General features: G+C 74.7%; 25 protein-coding genes and 1 riboswitch. Of the genes, 2 read left to right on the top strand and 23 right to left on the bottom strand.

The window, feature by feature from the left end; genetic code table 11:
* Positions 1–4: 4 nt before the first annotated feature.
* From pheS to rpe, 16 genes are all read right to left on the bottom strand, one after another.
* Positions 5–1,084, bottom strand: a complete 1,080-nt coding sequence (gene pheS / locus ACPXCB_RS23685; RefSeq protein WP_425877717.1) for a phenylalanine--tRNA ligase subunit alpha — start codon at positions 1,082–1,084, stop codon at positions 5–7.
* 210 nt (positions 1,085–1,294) lie between these two features.
* The gene (locus ACPXCB_RS23680) at positions 1,295–2,140 is read right to left on the bottom strand and encodes a TrmH family RNA methyltransferase (RefSeq protein ID WP_425877716.1); all 846 of its coding nucleotides are present in this window, start codon (positions 2,138–2,140) and stop codon (positions 1,295–1,297) included.
* A gap of 34 nt (positions 2,141–2,174) precedes the next feature.
* A complete protein-coding gene (gene rplT, locus ACPXCB_RS23675) occupies positions 2,175–2,567 on the bottom strand; it encodes a 50S ribosomal protein L20 (protein ID WP_355431326.1) in 393 nt (130 codons plus the stop codon).
* A 31-nt stretch (positions 2,568–2,598) separates the two neighbouring features.
* Positions 2,599–2,793, bottom strand: a complete 195-nt coding sequence (rpmI, locus tag ACPXCB_RS23670; RefSeq protein ID WP_007458415.1) for a 50S ribosomal protein L35 — start codon at positions 2,791–2,793, stop codon at positions 2,599–2,601.
* Between the two features lie 19 nt (positions 2,794–2,812).
* Positions 2,813–3,436 carry a translation initiation factor IF-3 gene (gene infC / locus ACPXCB_RS23665; protein WP_425877715.1) on the bottom strand — a complete coding sequence of 208 codons (624 nt, stop codon included), beginning with the start codon at positions 3,434–3,436 and terminating at the stop codon, positions 2,813–2,815.
* A gap of 334 nt (positions 3,437–3,770) precedes the next feature.
* The gene (locus tag ACPXCB_RS23660) at positions 3,771–4,244 is read right to left on the bottom strand and encodes a PH domain-containing protein (RefSeq protein ID WP_425877714.1); all 474 of its coding nucleotides are present in this window, start codon (positions 4,242–4,244) and stop codon (positions 3,771–3,773) included.
* On the bottom strand, positions 4,241–5,290 hold the full coding sequence (locus ACPXCB_RS23655; protein ID WP_425877744.1) for a DMT family transporter: 1,050 nt from the start codon (positions 5,288–5,290) through the stop codon (positions 4,241–4,243). The genes ACPXCB_RS23660 and ACPXCB_RS23655 overlap by 4 nt, the downstream gene beginning before the upstream one ends.
* A 5-nt stretch (positions 5,291–5,295) precedes the next feature.
* Complete coding sequence (hisG, locus tag ACPXCB_RS23650) at positions 5,296–6,141, bottom strand: ATP phosphoribosyltransferase (RefSeq protein WP_425877713.1); 846 nt, start codon at positions 6,139–6,141, stop codon at positions 5,296–5,298.
* A 45-nt stretch (positions 6,142–6,186) separates the two neighbouring features.
* Entirely contained in the window at positions 6,187–6,450 is a 264-nt protein-coding gene (locus ACPXCB_RS23645) for a phosphoribosyl-ATP diphosphatase (protein ID WP_088947482.1), read from the bottom strand.
* A gap of 105 nt (positions 6,451–6,555) precedes the next feature.
* The gene (ribH, locus tag ACPXCB_RS23640; RefSeq protein WP_425877712.1) at positions 6,556–7,053 is read right to left on the bottom strand and encodes a 6,7-dimethyl-8-ribityllumazine synthase; all 498 of its coding nucleotides are present in this window, start codon (positions 7,051–7,053) and stop codon (positions 6,556–6,558) included.
* Positions 7,054–7,055: 2 nt separating this feature from the next.
* On the bottom strand, positions 7,056–8,321 hold the full coding sequence (locus ACPXCB_RS23635) for a bifunctional 3,4-dihydroxy-2-butanone-4-phosphate synthase/GTP cyclohydrolase II (protein WP_425877711.1): 1,266 nt from the start codon (positions 8,319–8,321) through the stop codon (positions 7,056–7,058).
* Positions 8,322–8,388: 67 nt separating this feature from the next.
* Complete coding sequence (gene pnuC / locus ACPXCB_RS23630) at positions 8,389–9,084, bottom strand: nicotinamide riboside transporter PnuC (RefSeq protein ID WP_425877710.1); 696 nt, start codon at positions 9,082–9,084, stop codon at positions 8,389–8,391.
* A complete protein-coding gene (locus ACPXCB_RS23625; RefSeq protein ID WP_425877709.1) occupies positions 9,084–9,770 on the bottom strand; it encodes a riboflavin synthase in 687 nt (228 codons plus the stop codon). Before ACPXCB_RS23625 ends, pnuC begins: the two co-directional genes overlap by 1 nt.
* Position 9,771: 1 nt before the next feature.
* Positions 9,772–10,833: a bifunctional diaminohydroxyphosphoribosylaminopyrimidine deaminase/5-amino-6-(5-phosphoribosylamino)uracil reductase RibD gene (gene ribD, locus ACPXCB_RS23620; RefSeq protein ID WP_425877708.1), complete on the bottom strand. Its 1,062-nt coding sequence runs from the start codon at positions 10,831–10,833 to the stop codon at positions 9,772–9,774.
* 160 nt (positions 10,834–10,993) lie between these two features.
* Positions 10,994–11,167: riboswitch (FMN riboswitch) on the bottom strand.
* Positions 11,168–11,248: 81 nt separating this feature from the next.
* Positions 11,249–12,205, bottom strand: a complete 957-nt coding sequence (locus ACPXCB_RS23615) for a GGDEF domain-containing response regulator (protein ID WP_121395205.1) — start codon at positions 12,203–12,205, stop codon at positions 11,249–11,251.
* 1 nt (position 12,206) lies between these two features.
* On the bottom strand, positions 12,207–12,887 hold the full coding sequence (rpe, locus tag ACPXCB_RS23610; protein WP_393172188.1) for a ribulose-phosphate 3-epimerase: 681 nt from the start codon (positions 12,885–12,887) through the stop codon (positions 12,207–12,209).
* Between the two features lie 250 nt (positions 12,888–13,137).
* Between rpe and ACPXCB_RS23605 the strand changes: the two genes are divergently transcribed.
* Both ACPXCB_RS23605 and ACPXCB_RS23600 read left to right on the top strand, forming a co-directional pair.
* Positions 13,138–14,025, top strand: a complete 888-nt coding sequence (locus tag ACPXCB_RS23605) for a septum formation family protein (protein WP_425877707.1) — start codon at positions 13,138–13,140, stop codon at positions 14,023–14,025.
* Between the two features lie 110 nt (positions 14,026–14,135).
* Positions 14,136–15,026: a septum formation family protein gene (locus ACPXCB_RS23600; RefSeq protein WP_425877706.1), complete on the top strand. Its 891-nt coding sequence runs from the start codon at positions 14,136–14,138 to the stop codon at positions 15,024–15,026.
* A 43-nt stretch (positions 15,027–15,069) separates the two neighbouring features.
* Here ACPXCB_RS23600 and ACPXCB_RS23595 read toward each other — a convergent pair whose 3' ends face one another.
* The 7 genes from ACPXCB_RS23595 to metK form a co-directional block, all read right to left on the bottom strand.
* Positions 15,070–16,812: a M28 family peptidase gene (locus ACPXCB_RS23595; RefSeq protein WP_425877705.1), complete on the bottom strand. Its 1,743-nt coding sequence runs from the start codon at positions 16,810–16,812 to the stop codon at positions 15,070–15,072.
* Positions 16,813–16,975: 163 nt separating this feature from the next.
* Positions 16,976–18,610, bottom strand: coding sequence for a transcription antitermination factor NusB (locus ACPXCB_RS23590; protein ID WP_425877704.1), 1,635 nt, complete (start codon positions 18,608–18,610; stop codon positions 16,976–16,978).
* Positions 18,607–19,533, bottom strand: coding sequence for a methionyl-tRNA formyltransferase (fmt, locus tag ACPXCB_RS23585; RefSeq protein WP_151454093.1), 927 nt, complete (start codon positions 19,531–19,533; stop codon positions 18,607–18,609). The genes ACPXCB_RS23590 and fmt overlap by 4 nt, the downstream gene beginning before the upstream one ends.
* A gap of 4 nt (positions 19,534–19,537) precedes the next feature.
* The gene (def, locus tag ACPXCB_RS23580; protein WP_121395221.1) at positions 19,538–20,098 is read right to left on the bottom strand and encodes a peptide deformylase; all 561 of its coding nucleotides are present in this window, start codon (positions 20,096–20,098) and stop codon (positions 19,538–19,540) included.
* Positions 20,099–20,244: 146 nt separating this feature from the next.
* Positions 20,245–21,228 (bottom strand): AAA family ATPase, encoded by a 984-nt coding sequence (locus tag ACPXCB_RS23575; protein WP_425877703.1) that lies wholly within the window; start codon positions 21,226–21,228, stop codon positions 20,245–20,247.
* Between the two features lie 256 nt (positions 21,229–21,484).
* Entirely contained in the window at positions 21,485–23,533 is a 2,049-nt protein-coding gene (locus ACPXCB_RS23570) for a primosomal protein N' (protein ID WP_425877743.1), read from the bottom strand.
* A complete protein-coding gene (metK, locus tag ACPXCB_RS23565) occupies positions 23,530–24,723 on the bottom strand; it encodes a methionine adenosyltransferase (protein WP_425877702.1) in 1,194 nt (397 codons plus the stop codon). Before metK ends, ACPXCB_RS23570 begins: the two co-directional genes overlap by 4 nt.
* Positions 24,724–24,747 lie beyond the last annotated feature (24 nt).

The raw sequence follows: 24,747 nt of genomic DNA, 5'->3' as shown, positions 1-24,747 counted from the left end.
TCGCCTACGCCCCGGTCCCGAACGCGCGGGTGAACCGCACGTCGCCCTCGGCCATGTCCCGCATGTCGCTGACCCCGTGCCGGAACATCACCGTCCGGTCGATGCCCATGCCGAACGCGAATCCGGAGTAGACCTCGGGGTCGATGCCGCAGGCGCGCAGCACCCGCGGGTTGACCATGCCGCAACCGCCCCACTCGACCCAGCGCGGGCCGTCGCGGTGCTCCGGGAACCAGACGTCGAACTCGGCCGACGGCTCGGTGAACGGGAAGTAGTGCGGCCGGAAGCGGGTCTTCGCGCCCTCGCCGAACATCGCCCGGGCGAAGTGGTCCAGGGTGCCGCGCAGGTGCGCCATGGTGATGCCCCGGTCCACCACGAGGCCCTCCACCTGGTGGAAGACCGGCGCGTGGGTGGCGTCCAGCTCGTCGGTGCGGTAGACCCGGCCGGGCACGATCACGTAGATCGGCGGCGTGCGGGTCAGCATGGTGCGCGCCTGCACCGGCGAGGTGTGCGTACGCAGGACGAGGCCGGAGCCCTCCGTGCCCTCGGGCGGCGCGACGTGGAAGGTGTCCATCAGGCCACGGGCGGGGTGGTCGGCGGGGATGTTCAGGGCGTCGAAGTTGGTCCACTCCAGCTCGACCTCGGGCCCCTCGGCCACCTCGTAGCCCATGCCGACGAACAGGTCGCTGACCTGCTCCATCAGGGTGCTGATCGGATGCCGGGCGCCCCGGGGCCGCCGGTCGTGGGGCAGCGTCACGTCGACGCGCTCCTCCACCAGCACCCGCTGCGCCTGCTCCCGGTCCAGGACCTCCTGGCGGGCCGCGTACGCGGCGTCGATGGTGCGGCGGGCCTCGTTGACCCGCTTGCCGGCGTCGGACTTGGCAGCCGGCGGCAGCGCGCCGATCTCGCGGCGGGCCAGCGACACCGGGGACCGGTCGCCGAGGTGCGCCGGGCGCAGCGCGGTCAGCGCGTCCGGGTCACCGGCCTCGGCGAACGCCTTCTCGGCGGCGGCGACAGCCTCGGCCAGGGCGGCCGGGTCGAGCAGGGCGACCTGCTTCGGGTCGTACGGATCGTTGCGGTAGCTCATGGCGTACGGGCACTCCCTCACGGCGGCGCCAGCCCTCACGGGCGGCGAAGCGAGTCTACGGACGCGCGGCTGTGCCGCAGCCCGCCGGTGGGAGTTGTGCGGGAAGCAGGTCAGGCCCGCCGCCCGCCGACACCGGCGGGCTGGCTAAACGAACGCCGTGGCGCGTTCATGGGCGGACGGTCTCCCCTGCGATCTGTCTCGACGGCCGGGTCACGACCGCCGCTGTGCTCTCGCCGAAGCGTACAGGCAGACGGCGGCGGCCGCAGCCAGGTTCAGGCTCTCGGCGCCCCCGTGCAGGGGCACCCGGACCCGGGCGTCGGCGGCGGCGGTGAGCGCCTCGGGCAGGCCGTGCGCCTCCGCGCCGAAGAGCCAGGCCGTGGGGGCGGCGAGCCGCCCGTCGTCGGCGAGGTCGTCGAGGTCGTCCTCGCCGTAGCCGGTGGTGGCGAGCACGGTGAGCCCGGCGGCGCGCAGCGCCGCGACGACGTCCACCGGGTCGGCCGCGCGGACCACGTCGACGTGGAAGAGGCTGCCGGCCGAGGCCCGCACGCACTTGCCGTTGTACGGGTCGACGGCCTCGCCGGCGAAGACCACCGCACCGGCGCCCGCGGCGTCGGCGGTGCGCAGCACGGTGCCGGCGTTGCCCGGGTCGCGGATCCCGGCGAGCACGGCCACCAGGCGGGGCCCGTCGGCCAGGGCCTGCTCCAGCGGCACGTCGAGGTGGCGGCAGACGGCGACGAGGCCCTGCGGGGCGACGGTCTCGGCCAGCGCGGCGAGCGCCTCGTCCGTCGCCTCGGAGACGGGCACGTCGGCACGGGCCGCGACGGCGGCCAGGTCGGCGTGCCGGTCCAGGGCGGCGGGCGTACCGAAGAGTTCGGTGACCACCCCGGGGCGGGCCAGGGCCTCGCGGACCGCCTGCGGCCCCTCGGCCAGGAAGCGGCCGGCGGCCTCGCGGTCCCGGCGGCGCTGCAACCGGCGGGCGGCGACGACCCTGGGGGTACGCGGGGTGAAGGGGCCGGAGACAGCGTCGAGGCGTCTCCCGCGCGATGGTGACTGCATGGGAGACGCCTCGATCTGCTGGTGCGGAGGGGGATCAGGCGGCCTGGGCCGCCGCGCCGCCGGTGCCCTCGGCCGCGACCGCGGCCCGGGCCAGCTCGACGATCGCCGCGAAAGAGGCGGCGTCGTTGACGGCCATGTCAGCCAGGATCTTGCGGTCGACCTCGATGCCAGCCAGGCGCAGGCCCTGGATCAGGCGGTTGTAGGTCATCCCGTTGGCACGGGCGCCGGCGTTGATCCGCTGGATCCACAGCTGCCGGAAGTCGCCCTTGCGGTCGCGACGGTCCCGGTAGGCGTACTGCATCGAGTGCAGCACCTGCTCCTTGGCCTTGCGGTACAGGCGCGAGCGCTGACCGCGGTAGCCGCTCGCGGACTCCAGCAGGGTACGACGCTTCTTCTGGGCGTTCACAGCCCGCTTGACGCGTGCCATCTCAACTCCTAATTACGTAAGGTGGCGCGCGTCAGCGGCCGAGCAGCTTCTTGATGCGCTTGACGTCGGCCTTGGCCAGCACCACGGTGCCGGTCAGCCGACGGGTCTGGGTGGAGGGCTTCTTCTCCAGGTTGTGCCGGAGGCCGGCCTGCTGGGCAACGATCTTGCCCTTGCCGGTCACCTTGACCCGCTTGCCCATTCCCGTGTGGCTCTTCATCTTCGGCATGTGGAACGTCTCTCCCCTGTTACTCGCCGCTGTTGTCGGCGACGGTGCCGGTGTCACCGGCCGCTTCGGGCTCGTCGACCGGGGCGCCCTCGGCGTCCCGCTCCCTCGGCCCGCCCCGGGTGGCCGTGGCGGCGACCGCGGCGGCCTTGGTGGCGCGGTGCGGCGCGAGCACCATGATCATGTTTCGACCGTCCTGCTTCGGAGCGGCCTCGACGTATCCCAGCTCCGAGATCTCCGACTCGAGCCGGCGCAGGAGCCGGTAACCCAGCTCCGGGCGGCTCTGCTCGCGACCGCGGAACATGATCGTCACCTTGACCTTGTCGCCCGCCTTGAGGAACCGCACCACGTGACCCTTCTTGGTCTCGTAGTCGTGCGGGTCGATCTTCGGGCGGAGCTTCATCTCCTTGATGACGGTCTGCTGCTGGTTACGCCGCGCTTCGCGCGCCTTCAGTGCGCTCTCGTACTTGAACTTGCCGAAGTCCATGAGCTTGCACACCGGCGGGCGCGCCATCGGCGCAACCTCGACCAGGTCCAGGTCGACGTCCGCGGCCAGCTGAAGGGCGCGCTCCAGCGGGACGATGCCCACCTGCTCACCCTCTGGGCCGACCAGTCGGACCTCACGTGCCCGGATCTGCTCGTTCACGCGTGGTTCGACGCTGATGGGGCCTCCTCGAGTCGGAATCTCTACGTGGCCGACCCTCGCGGCTCCCGGGTGGGAGCCGGCCCAGAAAGCAGAAGGCCCCGGCGCATGCCAGGGCCCGCTCGACCGGTCGGCACGATCACATGATCGCGCATCCGGTGCCGGGACGTGCCCGGAACCGGTGACCGGACCCGGCCACCGTGGTGGCGACTCGGGTGGGAGCAGGCGCTCCTCTTTCAAGGCTGCCCGCGTGGGCGCGATGCGCACACGAAGACAGCCTGGTCGACTTGGTAACACTACACCCTCGCCCGGACACCCACCCAACCGGGCACCCGGGTCAGCGGCCGGCGGCGCCCTCGGTGAGCCGGGCCTGGTGCGCCTGGTGCAGCCGGCGCAGGGCGCGGACCCCCTCGACGGCCCGCTCCTTGTCGGCGGCCTGGAGGGCGACCATCGGCAGCAGGTCGTCGTCGTGCAGTTCCAGGCTGGCCCAGGGCGCGCCCCGGTCGAAGCGGACCCCCCGGACGACCTCCCACGGCAGCTCGTACGAGCCGACGAGGTTGCGCACGCGCACCCCCGACGCGTTCGCGTCGACCCGGGGGCGGGTGAAGATCAGGACGGCGAGCGCACCGAGGACGCCGAGCCCGACCATCGCGATCTGGTCGCCCCGCTGGAAGCTGCCGTAGCCGTTGCCCGTCGCGCCGCTCAGCGAGGTGGCCAGCAGGCTGAACACCACGAACAGCGCGGCCGCGGAGGTCCAGCAGACCACTCGGATGCGGCGCGGGCGGAGGTGGACGGACTCGATTTCGCTCACCCCACCAGTCTGCCACCCGGTCCCGGCCGTTCCCGCGCCGCCACACGTTCCGCCCCCGGACCGGCGGCGGTCGGCGGCACGGCGTCGCGCGGACCCCGCCGGCCGGCCCCTCGGCCGGCGACCAGGGCGGCCGCCAGGGTGAGCAGCGCCCCGGCCAGCACCGGCAGCCGCAGGCCGGGGCCGCCCGGCAGCAGCGCGTCCAGCAGCAGGGCGCCGCCCAACTGGCCGGCGACCAGGGCGAGCCCGGTGCGCAGCACGCCGACCGCCGGGACGCCGGCCAGCAGGGCGGCCACGATGACGACGCCGAGCAGGCCGCCGGTGTAGAGGTACCAGTCGTCCGGCCAGGTCGGGCCCGGCCCGGTGAGGGCGCCGGCCAGCGCCGCGACCAGCAGCACGACGGGCGTGGCCGTGGCGAAGTTGACCACCATTCCGGCGGCGGCCGAGCTGGCGGCGGAGACCCGCGCGTTCAGCGCGGACTGGAGCGCGACACCGAGCCCGCCGGCCACGGCGAGCAGGACCAGGCCGAGGGCGAGGTCGCCGACGGGCTGGCCGAGCTGGGCCAGCGTCACGGCGATCACGCCGAGCAGCGCACCGGCCACCCGGGGCGGGGTGAGCGCCAGCCGCCCCACCGGCGCCAGCCCGGCCCGGTCGACGGCCAGCCCGCCGAGGCTGCCGCCGGCGACCTGGGCGATGGTGAAGAGCGCCACCCCGAGCACCGGCACGATGTACGCGCCGGCCAGCACGATGCCCGCGCCGCCGAGCCCGCCCAGGTACGTCCACCAGGGCAGCCGGGCCCGGCGCAGCGCGGCCAGGCCGGTGCGCGCCGAGGGCAGCGCCAGGACCCCGAGGCCGACCAGCAGCGCCCCGCCGAGGTTGTTGACCACCGCGCCCAGGGTCGCGTTGCCGGCCCGCTCGCCCAGCTCGGCGTTGGCCGCGCCCTGGGCCGCCGAGGCGACGCCGGCGAGGGTGACCAGGGTCAGCGCCACCCACGGCGGCGGGACGCGCGACACCGGGGACGGCGCCGGGGCAGCCGCCGCCGTGGGCATACGGCTCACAGCCGGCAGGCGTGGATGTTGGTGACCAGGATCGCGCGGGCCCCGAGCTCGTACAGCTCGTCCATGATCCGGTGCACGTCGTCGCGCAGCACCATGGCCTGCACCGCCACCCAGCCCTCGCGGTGCAGCGGGGAGACGGTCGGCGACTCGATGCCCGGGGTCAGCGAGCTGGCCCGGTCGAGCAGGCCGGCCGGCACGTCGTAGGCGAGCATCACGTAGCGGCGGGCGACCAGCACCCCGTGCAGCCGGCGCAGCAGCTGCGCGGCCTGCGGGTGGGCCTCGGCGTCGGCGCGGCGGACCAGCACCGCCGACGAGCGCAGCAGCGGCTCGCCGAAGACCACCAGGCCGGCCTGGCGCAGCGTGGCGCCCGTCTCCACCACGTCGGCGACCACGTCGGCGACGCCGAGCCGGACGGCGTTCTCCACCGCGCCGTCGAGACGGATCACCTCGGCCTTGAGCCCGAGCTCCGCGAGGTGCCGCTCCACGAGCCCCGGGTACGCGGTGGCGATCCGGTGCCCGCCCAGCTCCTGCACCGAGGCGATGTCGTCGGGGCGGGCGGCGAAGCGGAAGGTGGCCCGGCCGAAGGCGAGGTCGACGACCTCCTCGGCGGGGGCGCCGGAGTCGATCAGCAGGTCCCGGCCGGTGATGCCCAGGTCCAGGTCACCGGAGCCGACGTAGGTGGCGATGTCCTTCGGGCGCAGGTAGAAGAATTCGACGTCGTTGGCCTCGTCCCGGCAGACCAGGTCCTTCGGGTCGGTGCGCTGGCGGTAGCCCGCCTCGCGCAGCATCTGGGCGGCCGGCTCGGCCAGGGTGCCCTTGTTCGGAATGGCGACACGCAGCATGACGGAGTGCTCCTTCGATCGAAACTGATCAACGACGGGGCGCACTCACAGATGTCGGTAGACGTCCTTCAGGTCGAGGCCGCTGGCCAGCATCAGCACCTGGACCTGGTAGAGCAGCTGGGAGATCTCCTCGGCGGTGCGTTCCGGACCCTCGTGCTCGGCGGCCATCCACGACTCGGCCGCCTCCTCGACGACCTTCTTGCCGATGAAGTGCACGCCCTTCTCGAGCGCGGCGACCGTGCCCGAGCCGGGGGTGCCCGCGGCGGCCTTGGCCTGCAGCTCGGCGAACAACTCCTCGAACGTCTTCACGCCACGATTCTTCCAGCCGCCCCGGCGGCCCCGGTGCGCCGGGTCAGGCCCCGCTCACCGACCGGGAACGCCGCACGGCGGCGGCGCGGTCCCGGTCGGTCGGGGTCAGCCGCCGAAGCCGACCCGCTGGCCGTTGCTGGCGAGGACGCGGATGGCCAGGGCGGCGTCGAGGGCGGCGACGGTGGCCGACCAGCCCTTGTCCTCCGCCGAGCCGGGCAGCCCGGCCCGGTCCCGGGCCTGCGCGAGGGTGTCGACGGTGAGGACGCCGTGCGCGACCGGTTTGCCCTCGTCCAGCGCCACCCGGGTCAGCCCGTCGGTGACCGAGCGGCAGACGTAGTCGAAGTGGGCGGTGGCGCCACGGACCACCACGCCGAGCGCGACCACCACGTCGCAGCGCCGCGCGAGGGCCTGGGCCACCACGGGCAGCTCGACCGAGCCGGCCACCCGGGCGGTGACCGCCCGGGCTCCGCACGCCTCGGCGGCGGCGACCGCCCGGTCGAGCATGTGGTCGGTCAGCTCGCCGTGCCAGCGCGCCGCGACCACGCCGACGGTCATCCCGGCGGCGTCCACCGCCGTCACGCCCGGTTCACCGAAACCCGCCATGCCTACGCTCCGATCTCGTCGCCGAGGACCGGGCGGCCCATCGGGGCCTCGGTCACCTCGTCCAGCTCGTCCAGCAGGTGCCCCATCCGGTCCCGCTTGGTGCGCAGGTAGCGCACGTTCTCCGGGTGCGGGCGCACCGGCAGCCCCTCGCGGCCGGTGACGGTCAGTCCGTAGCCCTCCAGGCCGGCGCGCTTGGCCGGGTTGTTGGTGAGCAGCCGCATCGAGCGCACCCCGATGTCGTAGAGGATCTGCGCGCCGGTGCCGTAGTCGCGGGCGTCGGCCGGCAGGCCCAGGTCGAGGTTGGCGTCGACCGTGTCCCGACCCTGGTCCTGGAGCTGGTACGCCTGGAGCTTGTGCAGCAGCCCGATGCCGCGCCCCTCGTGGCCGCGTACGTAGAGCACCACGCCCCGCCCCTCCCGGGCGACCCGGTCCAGGGCGGCGTCGAGCTGCGGGCCGCAGTCGCAGCGCACCGAGCCGAACACGTCCCCGGTGAGGCACTCGGAGTGCACCCGCACCAGCACGTCGCGCCCGTCGCCGATCTCGCCCGTGACCAGGGCGACGTGCTCGGCCGAGTCGTGCTCGCTGCGGTAGCCCAGGGCCCGGAACACGCCGTGCCGGGTGGGCATCCGGGCGTCGGCGACCCGCTCGACCTGCTTCTCGGTCCGCCGCCGGTACGCGACCAGGTCGGCGATGGTGACCAGGGTCAGGGAGTGCTCGGCGCAGAACTTCTCCAGGTCCGGCACCCGCATCATGGTGCCGTCGTCGTTGACCAGCTCGCAGAGCACGCCGGCGGGGCGCAGCCCGGCCAGCCGGGTCAGGTCGACGGCGGCCTCGGTGTGGCCGGGCCGGCGCAGCACGCCGCCCTCGCGGGCCCGCAGCGGCACCACGTGCCCGGGGCGGGCCAGGTCGGCCGGGCCGGTGCCCGGGTCGGCCAGCAGCCGGATGGTGTGCGCCCGGTCGGCGGCGGAGATGCCGGTGCTGACGCCCTCCCGGGCGTCCACGGTCACCGTGTAGGCGGTGCCGCGCCGGTCCTGGTTGGTGTGGTGCTGCGGCGGCAGGTCCAGCCGGTCGCACTCGCTCTCGGTCAGCGGCGCGCAGATGTAGCCGGACGTGTGGCGCACCATGAAGGCCAGCAGCTCCTGCGTCGCCAGCTCGGCCGCGAAGATCAGGTCGCCCTCGTTCTCCCGGTCGGCGTCGTCGACCACGACGACGGGCCGCCCGGCGGCGATGTCCGCCACCGCCTGCTCGATGCTCGCGAAGGTACTCATGCCGACACCCCGCGCCGCCGCGTGCCACCCTGAGGCGCCACCGCACCAAGCCTGATGATTCGCTCGCTCATGCCACGGCCTCCGAGTAGGTCGACGGGATCGGGGCGGGCGCCGGGCGGGCGGCCCGCGAGGTGCGCCACCAGGCGACCAGGCCCCAGGCGCAGAAGGCGCCGTAGACGAGGTACATGGCGGCCGATGGGTAGAACCCGCCGCGCAGCAGCAGCGGCACGCCGACCGCGTCGACGGCGATCCAGATGAGCCAGAAGTCCACCCAGCCGCGGGCCATGCCGTAGGTGGCGAGCAGGCTGCCGGTGAGGATCCAGGCGTCCGGCAGCGGCCCCCAGGAGCCGAGTGCGGCGAGCAGCGGGTACGCCGCCGCGGTGCCGATCCCGGCCGCGAGCAGCAGGCCGAGCCGTTCCCGGCCGGTGGCCCAGCGGGGCGCCACCGCTGCCCCGTCGCCGACGCCGTGGCGGCGGTTGCGCGACCAGCGCCACCAGCCGTAGACGCTGACCGAGAAGAAGAAGACCTGCCGGCCCGCCTGCCCGTAGAGGTCGTGCGCCTGCGGGGTGGCGAAGACGCCGCCCAGGAAGACGGTGAACAGCAGCGCGTTGCCGATCATGCCGACCGGCCAGGCCCAGACCAGCCGGCGCAGGCCGAACACCGCCGACGCCAGCCCGAACCCGTTGCCGACGATCTCCCGGACCAGCACCGGTGACCCGGCGATGTCGACCTGGGCGTCGAGCAGCCACCCGAGCGGGCCCATCAGGCCGCCCCGCCCGGCGCCGCGGCGGCATCCGGCAGGCCGGTGACCGGCGGCCCGCCGGGCGGGCCGGCGTCCGGCAGCGCGGGACCGGCCAGCCGGGCGCCGAGCAGCCGCTCGACGTACTTGGCGAGCACGTCCACCTCGAGGCTGACCGGGTCGCCGACGCCCCGGGCGCCGAGGGTGGTCAGCTTCAGCGTGGTCGGGATCAGGCCGACCGCGAACCAGTCCGGGCCGACCTCGGCGACGGTCAGCGAGACGCCGTCGACCGTGATCGAGCCCTTCTCCACCACGTACCGGGCGAGGGCGGCGGGCAGCCGGAACCGGACCGTCTCCCACTGCGCGGCCGGCTCGCGGGCGACCACCTCGCCGACGCCGTCGACGTGCCCCTGCACGAGGTGCCCGCCGAGGCGGCTGCCCAGCGCGGCGGCCCGTTCCAGGTTGACCGGGTCGCCGGCCCGCAGCGCGCCCAGCGCGGAGCGGCGCAGCGTCTCCCCCATCACGTCCGCGGTGAAGGTCCCGTCGGAGACGTCGACCACGGTCAGGCAGACGCCGTTGACCGCGATCGAGTCGCCGTGCCGGGCGTCCGAGGTGACCAGTGGGCCGCGGACCGCGACCAGCGCCGAGTCACCCGCCGTCTCCGTGATCCGGACGACCTCACCCAACTCCTCGACGATGCCGGTGAACATGTCAGCCCTCCCTCTTCCGGGGCAGCGCGGTGATCCGCAGGTCGGGTCCGACCTGCGTAACGTCGATGTACTCCAGGTCGATGGCCTCGGCGATGGTGTTCACACCCGCGTCGACCAGGGCGGTCGGGCCGGCGCCGAGCAGCCGGGGCGCGACGTAGCCGACGATCTTGTCGACCAGGCCGGCGGCCAGGAAGGCGCCGGCCAGCTTCGGGCCGCCCTCCAGCAGCGCGGCGCGGATCCCCCGCCCGTGCAGCGCGGCGAGCAGCGCCGGCAGGTCGACCCGGCCGTCGGGCCCGGTGCCGACCTCCGCCGCGGTGGCGATCCACGTGCGCGCCGCGCCGTCGCGGACCCGGGCGTCGGCCGGCGTACGCCCCTCGGTGTCCACCACGACCCGCAGCGGCTGCCGGATGGCGAGCGTGCCGTCGCGCAGGTTGCGGGCCGTGAGCCGGGGGTCGTCGGCGAGGACCGTGCCGACTCCGGCGAGCACCGCGTCGACGGTGCCGCGCAGCGCGTGCACGTCCATCCGGGCGGCCTCGGAGGTGATCCACATGCTGGTGCCGTCGGCCGCCGCCGACCGGCCGTCGACCGTCGCGGCGAACTTCCAGATCACGTACGGCCAGCCCCGGCGCATCGAGGTGAGCCAGGCGACGTTGCCGGCCTCCGCCTCGCACTCGCGTACCCCCGTGTCGACCTGGATCCCGGCGGCGCGCAGCGTGGCGGCGCCCCCGGTGGCGAGCGGGTTGGGGTCGGGCACGGCGATGACGACCCGGGCGACGCCGGCGCGCACCAGCGCGGTGCTGCAGGGGCCGGTGCGGCCGGTGTGGTCGCACGGTTCCAGGGTGACCACGGCGGTGCCGCCACGGGCCCGCTCCCCCGCCTGGGCGAGCGCGACGATCTCGGCGTGCGGCCCGCCGGCGTAGGCGTGGAATCCCTCGCCGACGACCTGCCCGTCGGCGTCGAGCAGCACGCAGCCGACCACCGGGTTGGGGCTGGTCGTGCCGAGACCGCGCGCGGCGAGTTCCACCGCGCGACGCATCGCCTCGTCGACGGAGACGCCGGCCATGCCCTGCCCTCTCACTCGCCAGTCGACGCGCGGGCGGGCACGGGAGGCAACGGCATGGGGCCGCGAGCGTGCGGCGGCGGAGATCCGGGTACGGCAGGGCCGCCCCGGGGGGCGCGCACGGCACGCTGAACTCAGCGGCCGGGCAGGGCCCGTCCGTCCCGCGCGCTGTCTCCCATCCGGACTGTCTGGGGGCGGGGTTTCCCGCTCCCAACCGTCGGCCCCGGATTCTCACCAGGTCCACCGGGCGGCACGAGGCCGACCGGGTCGCGGGCTTACCACGGTCACACCGTGGATCACCGCCGGTTCGGAATTACACCGAGTCCCGCCAGCGCGTGGTGGGTACACGGGAAGTGTTGCACGCCGGACGGGGGGTCGCGCCACCCGGGCGTGGTACTTCACAGCAACAGCGCACGAATCAGGTAACCCCGCGCCGGCGGTCCACCGCCACGTACGAGCCGGGTTGGCTCTTGGCCACCGTCTTCATCTCCGACGCGACCGCGATCGCCTCCAGCGGGTCGGTGAACCGCTTGCCGGAGTCGGAGAGGGACACGCCGATCGACAGGGTGACCAGGGCGGCCCGCCGGATGTTGCCCCGGCGGTCCTTCAGCTCCACGTAGCCGCGCGCGGCGTCGACCGGGTCGTAGAGCGAGTCGGCGGCCTTCTCGAAGTCGGCGGAGACCCGGGAGGTCAGCGGCCGGACCTGCTCCGGGGCGCAGACGATGACGAAGTCGTCCCCGCCGACGTGCCCCAGGAAGGCCGGCGGCAGCCCGACCGAGACCACCGCCCGGTGCAGGCTGCGGGCCAGGGCCGAGATGAAGTCGTCGCCGCGGACGAAGCCGTACCGGTCGTTGACGCTCTTGAACCGGTCGATGTCGATGTAGCCGACGGCGTAGTCGACCCCGCTGCGGACGCGGTCGGAGATCTCCCGGCGGATCCGGCTGTTGCCGGGCAGCCCGGTCAGCGGCGAGACCTCGCGGAACTCCTTGTTGCGGCGCAGCGTGGAGCTGACCCGGGCGACGAGTTCGGCGGTGTCGAAGGGCTTGACCAGGTAGTCGTCGGCGCCAGCGCTGAGCCCGTGCACCTTGTCCACCGTCATGCCCTTGGCGGTCAGCATGATCACCGGCAGGGCGGAGGTCATCGGGTCGGCGCGCAGCCGCCGGGTCAGTTCCAACCCGTCGATGCGCGGCATCATCAGGTCGACCACCGCCAGGTCGGGTCGCTGGCGCTCGATCACCTCGAGCGCCTCCTGCCCGTCGCTGGCGTGGATCACCTCGAAGCCGTGCAGCCGGAGGTTGAACGCGACGAAACGCGCGATGTCCTCGTCGTCGTCGACGACGAGGATGACGTCCGGACGGTCGCCGGCCGGTTCCACGTCAGGCCCCGGGGGCGGCGTGTTCCGCGAGTGCCCGCAGCTTCCGGATGGCCTCGGCGGGGTCGTCGGCGCCGTAGACGGCGGTGCCGGCGACGAACGCGTCGGCCCCCGCCTCGGCCGCCTGGGCGATGGTGTCGGCGGCGATGCCGCCATCGACCTCGATGCGCAGTTCGAGGTGGCCGGCGTCGACGTGCCGGCGGGCCGCACGCACCTTGTCCAGCAGCTGCGGGATGAACCGCTGCCCGCCGAAGCCGGCCTTGATGGTCATGATCAGCAGCGTGTCGAAGCTCGGCAGCAGCTCCAGGTACGGCTCGATCGGGGTGTCCCGGTCGATCGCCAGCCCGGCCTTGGCCCCCGCCGAGCGCAGGTCCTTGGCCAGGGCCACCGGGTCGTCGCACGCCTCGGCGTGGAAGGTGACGTTGTACGCCCCGGCGTCGGCGTAGCCGGGCGCCCAGCGGCGCGGGTCCTCGATCATCAGGTGCACGTCGAAGGGCAGCTCGGTGGCGGCCCGCAGGCTCTGCACCACGGGCAGCCCGATGGTCAGGTTGGGCACGAAGTGGTTGTCCATGACATCCACGTGCAGCCAGTCCGCGGCGTTCTCGACGGCGCGGACCTCCTCGGCGAGGCGGGCGAAATCGGCGGCGAGGATGCTGGGCGCGATGATCGACGGCGGTACGGTCACCGGGCCAGTGTACGAACGTGGCCGACGGCCGCCCGCAGCGCGCCACCAACGGGACACCCGGTGACCCGGCGGTGACCAGTGGTGCAGAATTGGTCCTCCCGGCTCGGCGAAACCGGACGAAGGGCCATCCGTGACTGGCCGGACGACGGAAACGCGGCGAGACTCCATCAGGGACGGTGACGTGAGCCGCCCGCACGCCCGCGCGGTGCCCGGCGGCGGTCGACGCGTCAGCTCCCGGAAAGGGCGGACGATGCGACGGTGGCTCGCGGCGCTGGCGCTGGCCGGCGCGCTGACGGTCCTGCTGTCCGGCTGCGTACGACCGGGCGGCTCCGACGGCGACCTCACCGACGACTGGCCGGCGCTGCGGGCACCGCAGCTGTTCGTGCCGGCCACCGACGCCTGCCTGCCCCGGATCACCGCCGTCGTGCAGGCCCGCACCTACGAGGCGGTGGACTGCTCCCGCAACCACCTGGCCGAGACCGTGCACGTGGGCAGGTTCGCCGGGCCGGCCGCCGACGGCGGCCGGCCCGAACCGGGATCCGCGACCCTGCGGCCCGCCCGCACCGAGTGCGACCAGCGCGCCCGCGAGGTGCTCGGCGGCGACTGGCACGCCGCCCGCGTCACCCTCACCATCGCGCTGCCCTCCGCCCCCGCGTGGCGCGCGGGGGCCCGCTGGTTCCGCTGCGACCTGAGCGAGACCGGCAGCATCGACAACACCCGGCCGGTGAACCGCACGGGCAGCCTGCGGGGCGCGATGATCGGCGACTCCCCGCTGCTGCACCGCTGCTTCGACCCCAAGCTGATCGGCGACAACCTGAACTACATGGCCCCGGTGCTGTGCACCGAGCCGCACCGCGCCGAGTTCGTCGGCGTCTACCTGGAGCGGGACATGACCTGGGCCGAGTTCGGCCGGTCCCACCGGCAGGCGCACACGCGCTGCATGGCGCTCATCGCCGCCTTCGCCGAGGTGCCGGTCAACAGCGACCTGCCGTACCGGGCGGGCTCGATCTTCTATCCCCCGTCGCAGCGGGAGTGGCAGGAGGGCGACCGGGGCGTGCGGTGTTTCCTGTGGAGCGACGACCGGAAGCTGACCCGATCCATGCGGGGCGCCGGCCCGCAAGGGTTGCCCGCGAGCTGAGCGGGGGTGCCGTATGCTGCCGCACCGTGGCGTGTCCGGTCGCCTCCGCGCCGTCGGGACCGCCGCGCTGGCCGCCGCCGCGTGCGGCCCACGAACGGCGGGAGGTCGGGATGCGACGGTGGTGGACGGCGGCCACGGTGGGCGCGGTGGCGGCCCTGGCGCTCGCCGGTTGCGGCACCCCGGCCGGCACCGACCGTGACCTGACCGACGACTGGCCGGCGCCCGCCGCGCCGCAGGCGTTCGTGCCCGCCGCCGGGGTCTGCCACGTCGGCATGCAGGACGTCGGCTACCTCACCGCCTACCACCCCGTCGACTGCGCGGTGTCGCACCGCACGGAGACCGTGCACGTCGGCACGCTGACCGGGGCGGGAGCCGAGCGGGTCACGCCCCCGCCGGCCGGCTCGGCCGGCATGCGCGCCGCCCGCGCCGAGTGCGACGCGAAGGTCAACGAGGTGGTCGGCGGCGACTGGCGCTCGGGCCGGCTCGGGCTGAGCGTGGTGCTGCCGTCGCCGCAGGCGTGGGGCGGCGGCGCCCGCTGGTTCCGCTGCGACCTGAGCGAGCAGACCAGCCTCGACGAGGCCGCCGCGAAGGCCCGCACGGGCAGCCTGAAGGGCGCGCTGACCGGCGCCGCCCCGCTCGCCCACCGCTGCTTCAACCCGAAGACGCGGGCCGACGAGGTGCGGGAGATGGTGCCGGTCGCCTGCACCAGCAAGCATCGCGCCGAGTTCGTCGGGGTGTGGCAGGCCCCCGACACCAGCTACGACGACTTCGGCCGGGACACCCGGAAGGTGCACCGGGCGTGCCGGACGCTGATCGCGAAGTACGCGAGGGTGCCGGACAACGGCGACCTGCAGTACCGGGCCGGCTCGATCTACTACCACCCGTTCGAGCGCGAGTGGCGCAACGGCAACCGGGGCGTGCAGTGCTTCCTGTGGGTCAGCGACCGCAACCTCACCCGGTCGGTGAAGGGCGCCGGCACGAAGGGCCTACCGGTCACCTGAGCGGGACGGTCAGCGTGGCCGACCGCCCCGACCCTGTGGTGTGTCAGCTGGCCTGGAGCGTCACGTCGTCGACGACGAAGCTGGTCTGCAACGAGGCGTCCTCCGTGCCGGTGAACTTCAGCGTCACCGTCTGGCCCGCGTACGCGGCCACGTTGAACGACCGCTGCGTGTAGCCCGCCGCCGCGTTCAGGTTCGAGTACGTCGCCAGCGTCGTCGAGCCCACCTGCACCACCAACCGGTCGTACGCGGTGCTCGTCGTCGTCTCCGCCGTGTCGACGTGCAGCCAGAACGACAGCGTGTAGCTCGCACAGCCCGCCGGGATCGTCACCGACTGCGACAGCGTCTCGGTCCGCGTCGAGCCGTAGCCCAGCAGCCACGCCTTGTACGAGCCCGTCCGCGCCGGCTGACGGGTGTCGTTGGTGATGACGCCGGACGAGGCCGTCCACGGCGACGAGCCGCTCTCGAACCCGCCGTTGCCGATGAGCTGCCCGCCGGAGCACCCGCCGCTGCCGCCGACGGTCAGCGTGTAGCTGGCCGAGCGCGAGACGCCCCCGGAGCCCGCGCCGGTGACCGTGACGGTGTAGGTGCCCAGCGTCGCCGAGGCCGACGCGCTGAGCGTCAGGGTCGCGGAGCCGCCGGAGGTGACCGACGACGGGCTGAACGAGGCGGTGACGCCCGCCGGCAGGCCGGTCGCCGACAGGCTGACCGTCTGCGCCGTGCCGGCGGTGGTGGCCGTGGAGACCGTCGCCGTGGTCGACGCGCCCCGCTGCACCGAGCCCGACGTCGGGCTCACCGCGACGGAGAAGTCGTTGGTCGCCGAGCCCACGGCGAGCTGCCAGATGGCGTACGCGATCCCGTCGGCGCCGCGGTTGAGCACCGTGGCGCTGACGTTCGAGGTGGTGTCGCAGGACCGGTGGTAGCACGGGTCGTACGCCGAGCCGGACGTGCCGCCCCACTTGGCGGCCTGCGCCGAGGTCTTCCGGGCGCTGGCGCCCGCGGCGTACCCGGAGGTCTGGATGCCGGCCTGCGCGAACGGGTAGTCGTCGGAGCGTCCCTGGCCCTCGACGTTCTCCTCGGGCTGGATGTTCAGCGAGTCCCAGTACGCCTTCAGCGGCGCGGCGGTGGCGGAGGTGATCCGGTTGATGAAGTAGCCGCCGTTGGTGGAGCCGATCATGTCGAAGTTGTAGTAGCCCTTGATGTAGCCCCGCTGGGTGGCGCTCAGCGAGCGGACGTAGAAGTCGGAGCCGTTGAGGCCCTGCTCCTCGTCGGTCCACCAGGCGAACCGGACCCGCTTGGTCATCGTCGGGTTCTGCCGGGCCAGCACCAGCGCGTTCTCCAGCAGCGCGGACGAGCCGGTGGCGTTGTCGTTGATGCCCGGGCCGGCGGAGACGCCGTCGAGGTGCGAGCCGAACATGACGACCTGGTCGGCGGGGCCGCCCGGCCACTCGGCGATCAGGTTGTTCGACCGGTAGGTGCAGTCGGTGCAGACCTGCTCGGTGACCGTGTAACCGGCGGCCTGGAGCTTCGCCTTGACGTACGCGACGGAGGCCGTGTAGCCGGCGCTGCCGGCGCGCCGGTTGCCGCCGTTCTGGGTGGCGATGGTCTGGAACTGCGTGAGGTGGGCCTGGACGTTGGCCACCGCGATGTCCGGTGCGGCCAGTGCCTGCGCGGCGGGCGCGAGCACGCCGGCGGACGGGGCCGCCGCCGCCGGCGCGACGGCCGGTGCGACCGCGGCGGCGGCGAAGACGGCGAGTGCGGCCCCGACGGTCAGGACTCTTCGTTTCATGGACACTCCTCGATAGGTGACGACATGATGCCACCTTGGAGCGCGTTTTGGGGAGACAGTGGAGGGACGGCGAGCGCGGCCGCCGGCGCGCGGTGCGCACGACGGCCCCGGGCGTCGCCGGCCCGCCCCGGGCGGGCGGACCGGTTTGTCCCGTGCGCCCCGCTCAGGTGCGGCGCAGCATCGCGAGGAACATCGCGTCGGTGCCGTGCCGGTGCGGCCAGAGTTGCACCGTCGGCCCGTCGCCGAGGCCCGGCATGCCCGCCGGCAGCAGCGGCCGGGCGTCGACGAAGTCGACCGGCACCCCCGAGCGGCGGGCCGCCTCGGTCACCGTCACGTGCGTCTCCACGGTGTGCGGGGAGCACGTCACGTAGGCGACCAGCCCGCCCGGCCGTGTCGCGCGCAGCGCCGCGGCCAGCAGCTCACGCTGCAACCGGGTCAGCGGCGGCAGGTCCGAGGGCTGGCGCCGCCAGCGCGACTCCGGGCGACGGCGCAGCGAACCCAGCCCCGTGCAGGGCGCGTCGACGAGCACCCGGTCGAAGTGCGCCTCCGGCAGCTTCGGGTCCGCGCCGACGGTGCGGCCGTCAATGTTCAGCACGCTCACGGGCAGGCCCCGGGTGGCCTGCTCGACCAGCCGGGCCCGGTGCTCCGAGACCTCGACCGCGGTCAGCCGCGCGTCCCGCTGGGCCGCGAGGGCGCCGAGCAGGCCGGACTTGCCACCCGGTCCGGCGCACAGGTCCAGCCAGCGCCCGTCCGGGCCGTCGAGCGGGGCCACCGCCAGGGCGTTGGCCACCAGCTGGGAGCCCTCGTCCTGCACGTGGGCACGCCCCTGCGCGAGCGTCGGCAGGTCGCCGGGCGCCCCACCGGAGAGATAGACCGCGTACGGGGAGAAGGCCCCCGGCGCGCCGCCGGCCTCGTCGGCCAGCTCCGCCGGATCGGCCAGCCCGGGCCGGGCGCACAGGTGGACCGGCGGGCGCTCGTTGTCCTCGATGAGCAGCCGGGTGGTCTCGCCCAGGTCGCCGCCGAGGGCCTCGGCGAAGGCCCGCACGATCCACTGCGGATGGCTGTACGCCAGGGCCAGGTGCCCGATCGGGTCGGTCTCCGCCGACGGGGCCAGCTTGGCCACCCAGGCGTCGGCGTCGCGGCCGGCCACCTCGCGCAGCACCGCGTTGGCGAAGCCCGTCGCGCCGGCACCCACCGACTTGACCAGGTCGACGGTCGAGGAGACGGCGGCGTGCGCCGGCACCCGCGTGTGCAGGAGCTGGTACGCCCCGAGCCGCAGCGCGTCGCGCACCGGCGGGTCGATGCGCTGCACGTCCCGCCCGGCGGCGTCGCCGAGGATCGCGTCGAGGGTGCCGAGGTGGCGCAGCGTGCCGTAGGTCAGCTCGGTGGCGAAGGCGGCGTCCCGGCCGAACAGCCCCGCGTCGCGCAGGAGCAACGGGAGCACCAGGTTGGCGTACGCGTCGTCCCGGTGCACCGCCGCGACCGCCTCGTAGGCCACCTGGCGGGGCAGGTCCACCGTCGGGCGGGCCGGGGGACGCCGGCCGCCGTCGCGGCGGTCACCGCCGGCCCGGGCACCCCACTGGCCGCCCCGCGCCGGCCGCTCGCCGCGCTGGCCGCCCGAGGGACGCTGCTCGCGCCCGCCGAACCGCTCGCCGCCGAACCGTTGACCGTCGGAGCGCTCACCGCTGGAACGCTCACCGCCGAACCGCTCACCGCTGGAACGCTCACCGTCGGGGCGTTCGCCGCGCCGTTCGTCGGAGAAGCGGTCGCCCGAGGGCCGTTCCGAAGTGCCCGTCACGCGACTTCCTCCCCTGCGGCGACCCGGACGCCCCGCGCCCAGTCGGTCGCCGGCATCGCCCGCTTGCCCGCCGCCCGGACCTCGCCGAGCCGCACCGGGGTGGTGGCCGTGCCGGCCAGCACCCGGGACTTCTCCACCAACAGCTCGCCCGGCTTCAACTCCGGACCGTCGGGCACCGGGGTGACCGGGCCCAGCTTGACGCGCTCGCCCCGGAACGTCGTCCACGGGCCGGGCGCCGGCGTGCAGGCCCGGATCCGCCGGTCCACCGCGAAGGCGGGATCGGACCAGCGCACCCGGGCGTCCTCCACGGTCAGCTTCGGCGCCAGCGACACCCCGTCGGCGGGCTGCGGCTCGGCCCGGGCCGTGCCGTCGTCGATCGCGTCGAGGACGGCCACCAGCAGGCCGGCGCCGGAGTGGGCCAACCGCTCCAGCAGGTCGCCGGACGTGTCGGCCGGACGGATCTCGTCGGTCAGCGTGCCGTAGACCGGCCCGGTGTCCAGCCCCTCTTCCAGCTGGAACACGCTCGCCCCGGTCAGCTCGTCGCCGTGCAGCACGGCGTGCTGCACGGGCGCGGCCCCGCGCCAGGCGGGCAGCAGCGAGAAGTGCAGGTTGATCCAGCCGTGGCGGGGGATCTCCAGGGCGGCCGGCGGCACCAGCGCGCCGTACGCGACCACGGGGACGCAGTCGGGGGCCAGCTCGCGCAGCCGGTCCTGGAACTCCGGCTCACGCGGCCGGGCCGGGGTGAGCACCTCGATCCCGTGCTCGTCGGCCCACGCCCCCACCGGGGAGCGGGCCAGCCCGCGACCGCGCCCGGCGGGGGCGTCCGGCCGGGTGACCACGGCGACGAGCTCGTGCCGGGAGGCGGCCACGGCCGCCAGGGCGGGTACGGCGACGGCCGGCGTGCCGGCGAAGATCACGCGCACCGGCTCACCGCCCCAGGCCGAAGGGGCTGCCCGAGGCGTGCGGGTTGAGCTTGACCGTCGGCGGGGTGGCCGGGTCGTACCACTCCGCCTGGCGGATCGCCTTCATCGCCTCCTTGCGCCCGGCCGGGTCCAGCCGGTCCACGAAGAGCACCCCGTCGAGGTGGTCGGTCTCGTGCTGCACGCAGCGGGCCATCAGACCGGTGCCGACGATCTGCATCGGGTCGCCGTAGCCGTTGAAGCCCTTGGCGATCACGTTCTGCCGGCGCTTGGTGTCGAAGTAGAGGCCGGGAATGGACAGGCAGCCCTCCGGGCCGTCCTGCTCCTCGGCGTCGGGAAACTCCAGCACCGGGTTGACCAGGTGGCCGACCACGTCGTCGACGTCGAAGGTGAACACCCGCAGGCCCACACCGAGCTGCGGCGCGGCGAGGCCGGCGCCGTTCTGCTCACGCATCGTGTCGGTCAGGTCGGCGACGAGCTTGCGCAGCTCGACGTCGAAGTCGACCACCGGATCGGCCGGCGTGCGCAGCACCGGATCCCCGAACAGACGGATGGGCTGGACGGTCACTCGGCATGGCTCCTTCGGCGGGCGGACTGGTGCCGTACCAGTCTACGGAGTGCCGTCGGCCGCCCTGGCCGGCGTACCGCGAAGCGGCGCGGCCCGTCACGTGTCGATGGTCACCGGGAAACGCTCATGGCCGCGCAGGAGGCGGCTCAGACGCCGGTGCCCGGCTCCCCGGCCAGGACCGCGTCGCCGCCGAGCAGGGCGTGCTCGGGCAACGGCAGCTCGATGGAGTGGGCGGCCTCCCAGTCGTGGATCAGGCCGGGCCGGGCCTGGGCGGCGAAGTAGTCCACCGCGCTCATCCCGCCGACCACCGGCTCGTCCACCTCGGCGACGAGCTGGGCGGGCACCAGGCGGAAGCCGTTCTGGAGGGCGGCGCTGAGGCGGCGGTGCCCGTCGACGACGAAGAAGTACTCGCCGGTGTAGCCGATCCGCAGGGGCTCCAGCGCCTCGTCGCCGGCGGCGGCCACCTCGCCGACGAACTCCGAGTCCCACAGGTCGCGCAGGTGGGCGATGTCCTCGGTCGGGTAGACGCGGGCCGGGTCGAGCAGCAGCAGCGGCGGCGCGTCGCGCAGCACGTCCGCGGACAGCCGGCCCTCGTACGCGTCGATGATGTGCTCGATGACCTCGGAGGCCGAGGCGCGGGTGGTGTCGCAGATCAGGTCGTAGTTGCGCAGCCGGGCCTTGTCCACCCCGTAGCGGACGATGAACCGGCCCCGCTCGCTCTCGCTGCGCTCGCGCAGCTTGGCCTTGGCCTCCTCCATGGAGGCGTAGCTCTCGGCCGGGCCGGAGGGGCGGGCGAGCACCCGTCGGGCCGCCTCGCCCGGCTCGGTGATCATGTGCACCTTGAGCGCGTCCGTGAAGAAGTGCCAGGCCAGCCGGGAGTCCATGACGAGCCGCTCGCCCGAGGCCGCGATGTTCCGCTGGAGCTGGTCGACGTAGCCGTCGACGGCCTGGTCCAGCTCCGCGTGCAGGTTGAGCTGGAGCGCGGTCATCTGCCGCTCCTGCGCCATCTGGCGGTAGAGGTCACCAACGCTGACCCGGCGCAGGCCGAGCCGCTCGGCGATCACCACGGAGACGGTGCTCTTGCCGCTGCCGAGGTCACCATTGAAGACGATCGACTGACGAACGGTCACGACTGGTCCACCCCTGATCACCGGCTGTTTGGAATCATCGGCACCGCGCCGAACCGACGCGCTCCCGCCATCGTCGCGCGATCCTGCGACGACCCCGGCTCGGCGCGGGTGGCGCCGCGCCGCGACCTGGAGCCGTCGTACGCCCGGGCATGACGGGCGATGCTATCACCCGCGTGTCGACACACCGCCGGACACGGCGTGCGACGACGGGCCAGGTCGGGCGGTGGGAGCGGTGCCGGAACGGCCGGGCCGTCGGTCAGAAGAGGGCCAGCGGGTCGACCTGGAGGCGGACCGGCTCGGCGGCCTTGCGGGCGGTGCGCACCCCCGCCGCCGAGTGCAGCGCGCCGGCCAGCGCGCCGGCCCGGGCCCGGGGGACCCGGACCAGCATCCGCTCGCGCTCCCCGTCGGCCGGCACCGGCCCGAGCAGCTCGGCCTCCGCCGGCAGCCGGGCCTCGGCCAGCAGATCGGCCACGGCGGCCGGCAGTCCGGTCACGCTGGCCATCCGCACCGCCGGCGGGAAGCCCAGCTCCCGCCGTTCGGCCAGCTCCCGGGCGGCGAACCAGCCGGCGTCCCAGCGCAGCAGCGCCTGTACGGGGGCGAGGGCCCCGTCGGCGACCACCACCACCCGGCCGCCGTCGGCGGCGGGACGGGCCAGCGCGGCGGCCGCCAGCCAGCGGCGCAGCGCCTCCTCCCCCGCCCGCAGGTCGGCCCGCGTGAGCAGGGCCCAGGAGTCGAGCAGCAGCACCGCCCCGAAGCCGCCGTCGGCGACCGGCTCGGCGCCGGGGGTGGCGACGACCAGGCCGGCGCCGCCCGGGACCGTGGCCAGCACCTCCTCCCGCCCGGAGGTGCGCACCGGCACGCCGGGGAAGGCCCGGCCCAGTTCCTCGGCGGTGCGCCGGGCGCCGGTGACGGAGGCACGCAGCCGCCGCCCGCCGCACTCCGGGCAGGCGTACGCGGCGGCGACCCGCCCGCACCAGCGGCAGGCCGGGGTGCCCTCGGCGGAGGGCAGCGCGAGCGGGCCGGCGCAGTGCGGGCACCGGGCCGGGGTGCGGCACTCGGCGCAGGCCACCGACGGCAGGTAGCCGCGGCGGGGCACCTGGACCAGCACCGGCAGGTCCGCCCGGAGCGAGTCCCGGGCGGTCGTCCAGGCCAGGCTGGGCAGCCGGGCGGTGGCCGCCCCGGGGTCCCGGGCCAGCTGCGGGTCGTCGCCGGTCGGCGCGATCGCCGGCATCCGGGCCCGGAGGGTCGCCCGGTCGGCCACCACCTCGCGGGCCCATCCGGTCTCCACCAGCAGCTGCGCCTCGGCGGTGCGGGTGTAGCCGCCCACCAGCGCTGCGGCGTCGCCGAGCTGGGCGCGGGTGAGCAGCACCTCCCGGGCGTGCGGATAGGGCGCCCGGGGCTCGGCGTGCAGGTCGTCGCCGTCGTCCCAGATCGCCACCAGCCCGAGCCGGGCGACCGGGGCGAACATCGCGGCCCTGGTGCCGACCACCACCGCCACGTCGCCGCGCCGGGCGGCGAGGAACGCCCGGTAGCGCCGGGCGGGACCGAGCGCGGCGGAGAGGCAGACGTGCCGCCCCGGGCCCAGGGCGGTGTGCAGGGCGGCGTCGAGACGGTCCAGGTCGCGGTTGTCGGCGACGACCACCACCGCGCCCCGGCCGCCGGCCACGGTGGCGGCGACGGCCTCGGCGTACCGGGCGGGCCAGTCCTCCCCCGGCAGCGCCGACCAGACGGCCCGGGCGGCCCGGCCCTCGGCGAGCGCCCGGAGCAGGGCCGGCCCGGCCGGGTAGTCCCGCCAGGCGTCGGGACCCGGCCCGGCCGGCGCGACGGGGTTCTCGTCGGAGGCGGCGGGGCCCTCTTCGGGGGCGGCGGGGCCCGCGTCTGGGACGGCGGGGTTCTCTTCGGGGGCGGCGGCGCGGGCGCGGACGTCCTTCTCCACCCGGGCGTGCCGGGGCGGGACGGCGAGGCGGAGCACGTCGGCGAGGTTGCCGGCGTAGCGGTCCGCGACCGCCCGGGCCAGCCGGGCGACCTCCGGCGCGAGCACCGGCTCGGGCGAGACGACCTTCTCCAGGTACGCCAGCCGGCCGGTGTGCCCCGAGTCGTCGGCCCGTTCCAGCAGCCAGCCGTCGACGAGCTGCCCCGCGAAGCGGACCTTCACGCGTACGCCGGGGACGGCGTCGGCGTCCAGCTCGGCCGGGACGAGGTAGTCGAACGGGCGGTCCAGGTGGGCCAGGGGGACGTCGACGCAGACACGAGCGACCGGCGACCCGTCCGCGGGTCGCCGGTCGCTGCGCCTGGTGCCGGTCAGGCTCCCGCGGCCGACTTGAGGTCGGCGGCCCGGTCGGTGCTCTCCCAGGTCAGGTCCGGCAGCTCCCGGCCGAAGTGGCCGTAGGCGGCGGTCTGCTGGTAGATCGGGCGGAGCAGGTTCAGGTCCCGGATGATGGCGGCCGGGCGCAGGTCGAAGACCTCGGAGACGGCCTTCTCGATCGAGGCGACCGGCACGGTCTCGGTGCCGAACGTCTCGACGAAGAGGCTGACCGGGTGGGCCTTGCCGATCGCGTACGCGACCTGGACCTCGCACCGCTCGGCCAGGCCGGCGGCGACCACGTTCTTGGCCACCCAGCGCGTCGCGTACGCCGCCGAGCGGTCCACCTTCGACGGGTCCTTGCCGGAGAACGCGCCGCCGCCGTGCCGGGCGTAGCCGCCGTAGGTGTCAACGATGATCTTGCGGCCGGTCAGGCCGGCGTCGCCCATCGGCCCGCCGATCTCGAACCGGCCGGTCGGGTTGACCAGCAGCCGGTAGCCCTCGGTGTCGAGGCCGAGGCTCTCCAGCTCCGGGGCGATGACGTGCTCGCGCACGTCGGGGGTGAGCAGCGATTCCAGCGAGATGTCCGCGGCGTGCTGGCTGGAGACGACCACCGTGTTGAGCCGGACGGGGCGCAGCCCCTCGTACTCGATCGTGACCTGGGTCTTGCCGTCGGGGCGCAGGTACGGGACCGTGCCGTCCTTGCGGACCTGGGAGAGCCGCCGGGCCAGCCGGTGCGCCAGGGCGATCGGCAGCGGCATCAGCTCCGGCGTCTCGGAGCACGCGAAGCCGAACATCATGCCCTGGTCGCCGGCGCCCTGGGCGTCCAGCGCGCTCTCCGACGCCCCGGTACGCAGCTCGAAGGCGTTGTCGACGCCCTGCGCGATGTCCTCGGACTGGGCGCCGATGGAGACGCTGACGCCGCACGAGGCGCCGTCGAAGCCCTTCTTCGACGAGTCGTAGCCGATGTCGAGGATGGTCCGGCGGACGATGGTCGGGATGTCGGCGTACGCCTTGGTGGTCACCTCGCCCGCGATGTGCACCTGACCAGTGGTGATCAGGGTCTCCACGGCGACGCGGCTGCGTGGGTCCTCGGCGAGCAGGGCGTCGAGGATGCCGTCGCTGATCTGGTCGGCGATCTTGTCCGGGTGGCCTTCCGTGACCGATTCGGAAGTGAAGAGGCGGCGTGTCACGGCACTCCTAAATTGTGGAAGTCG

Origin of the sequence: Micromonospora sp. DT62 (assembly GCF_049847285.1) — a bacterium.
Classification (GTDB): Bacteria; Actinomycetota; Actinomycetes; order Mycobacteriales; family Micromonosporaceae; genus Micromonospora; species Micromonospora reichwaldensis.
Note: the sequence above shows the minus strand (reverse complement) of the source record. Positions and strands in the feature narration are given on the sequence as shown.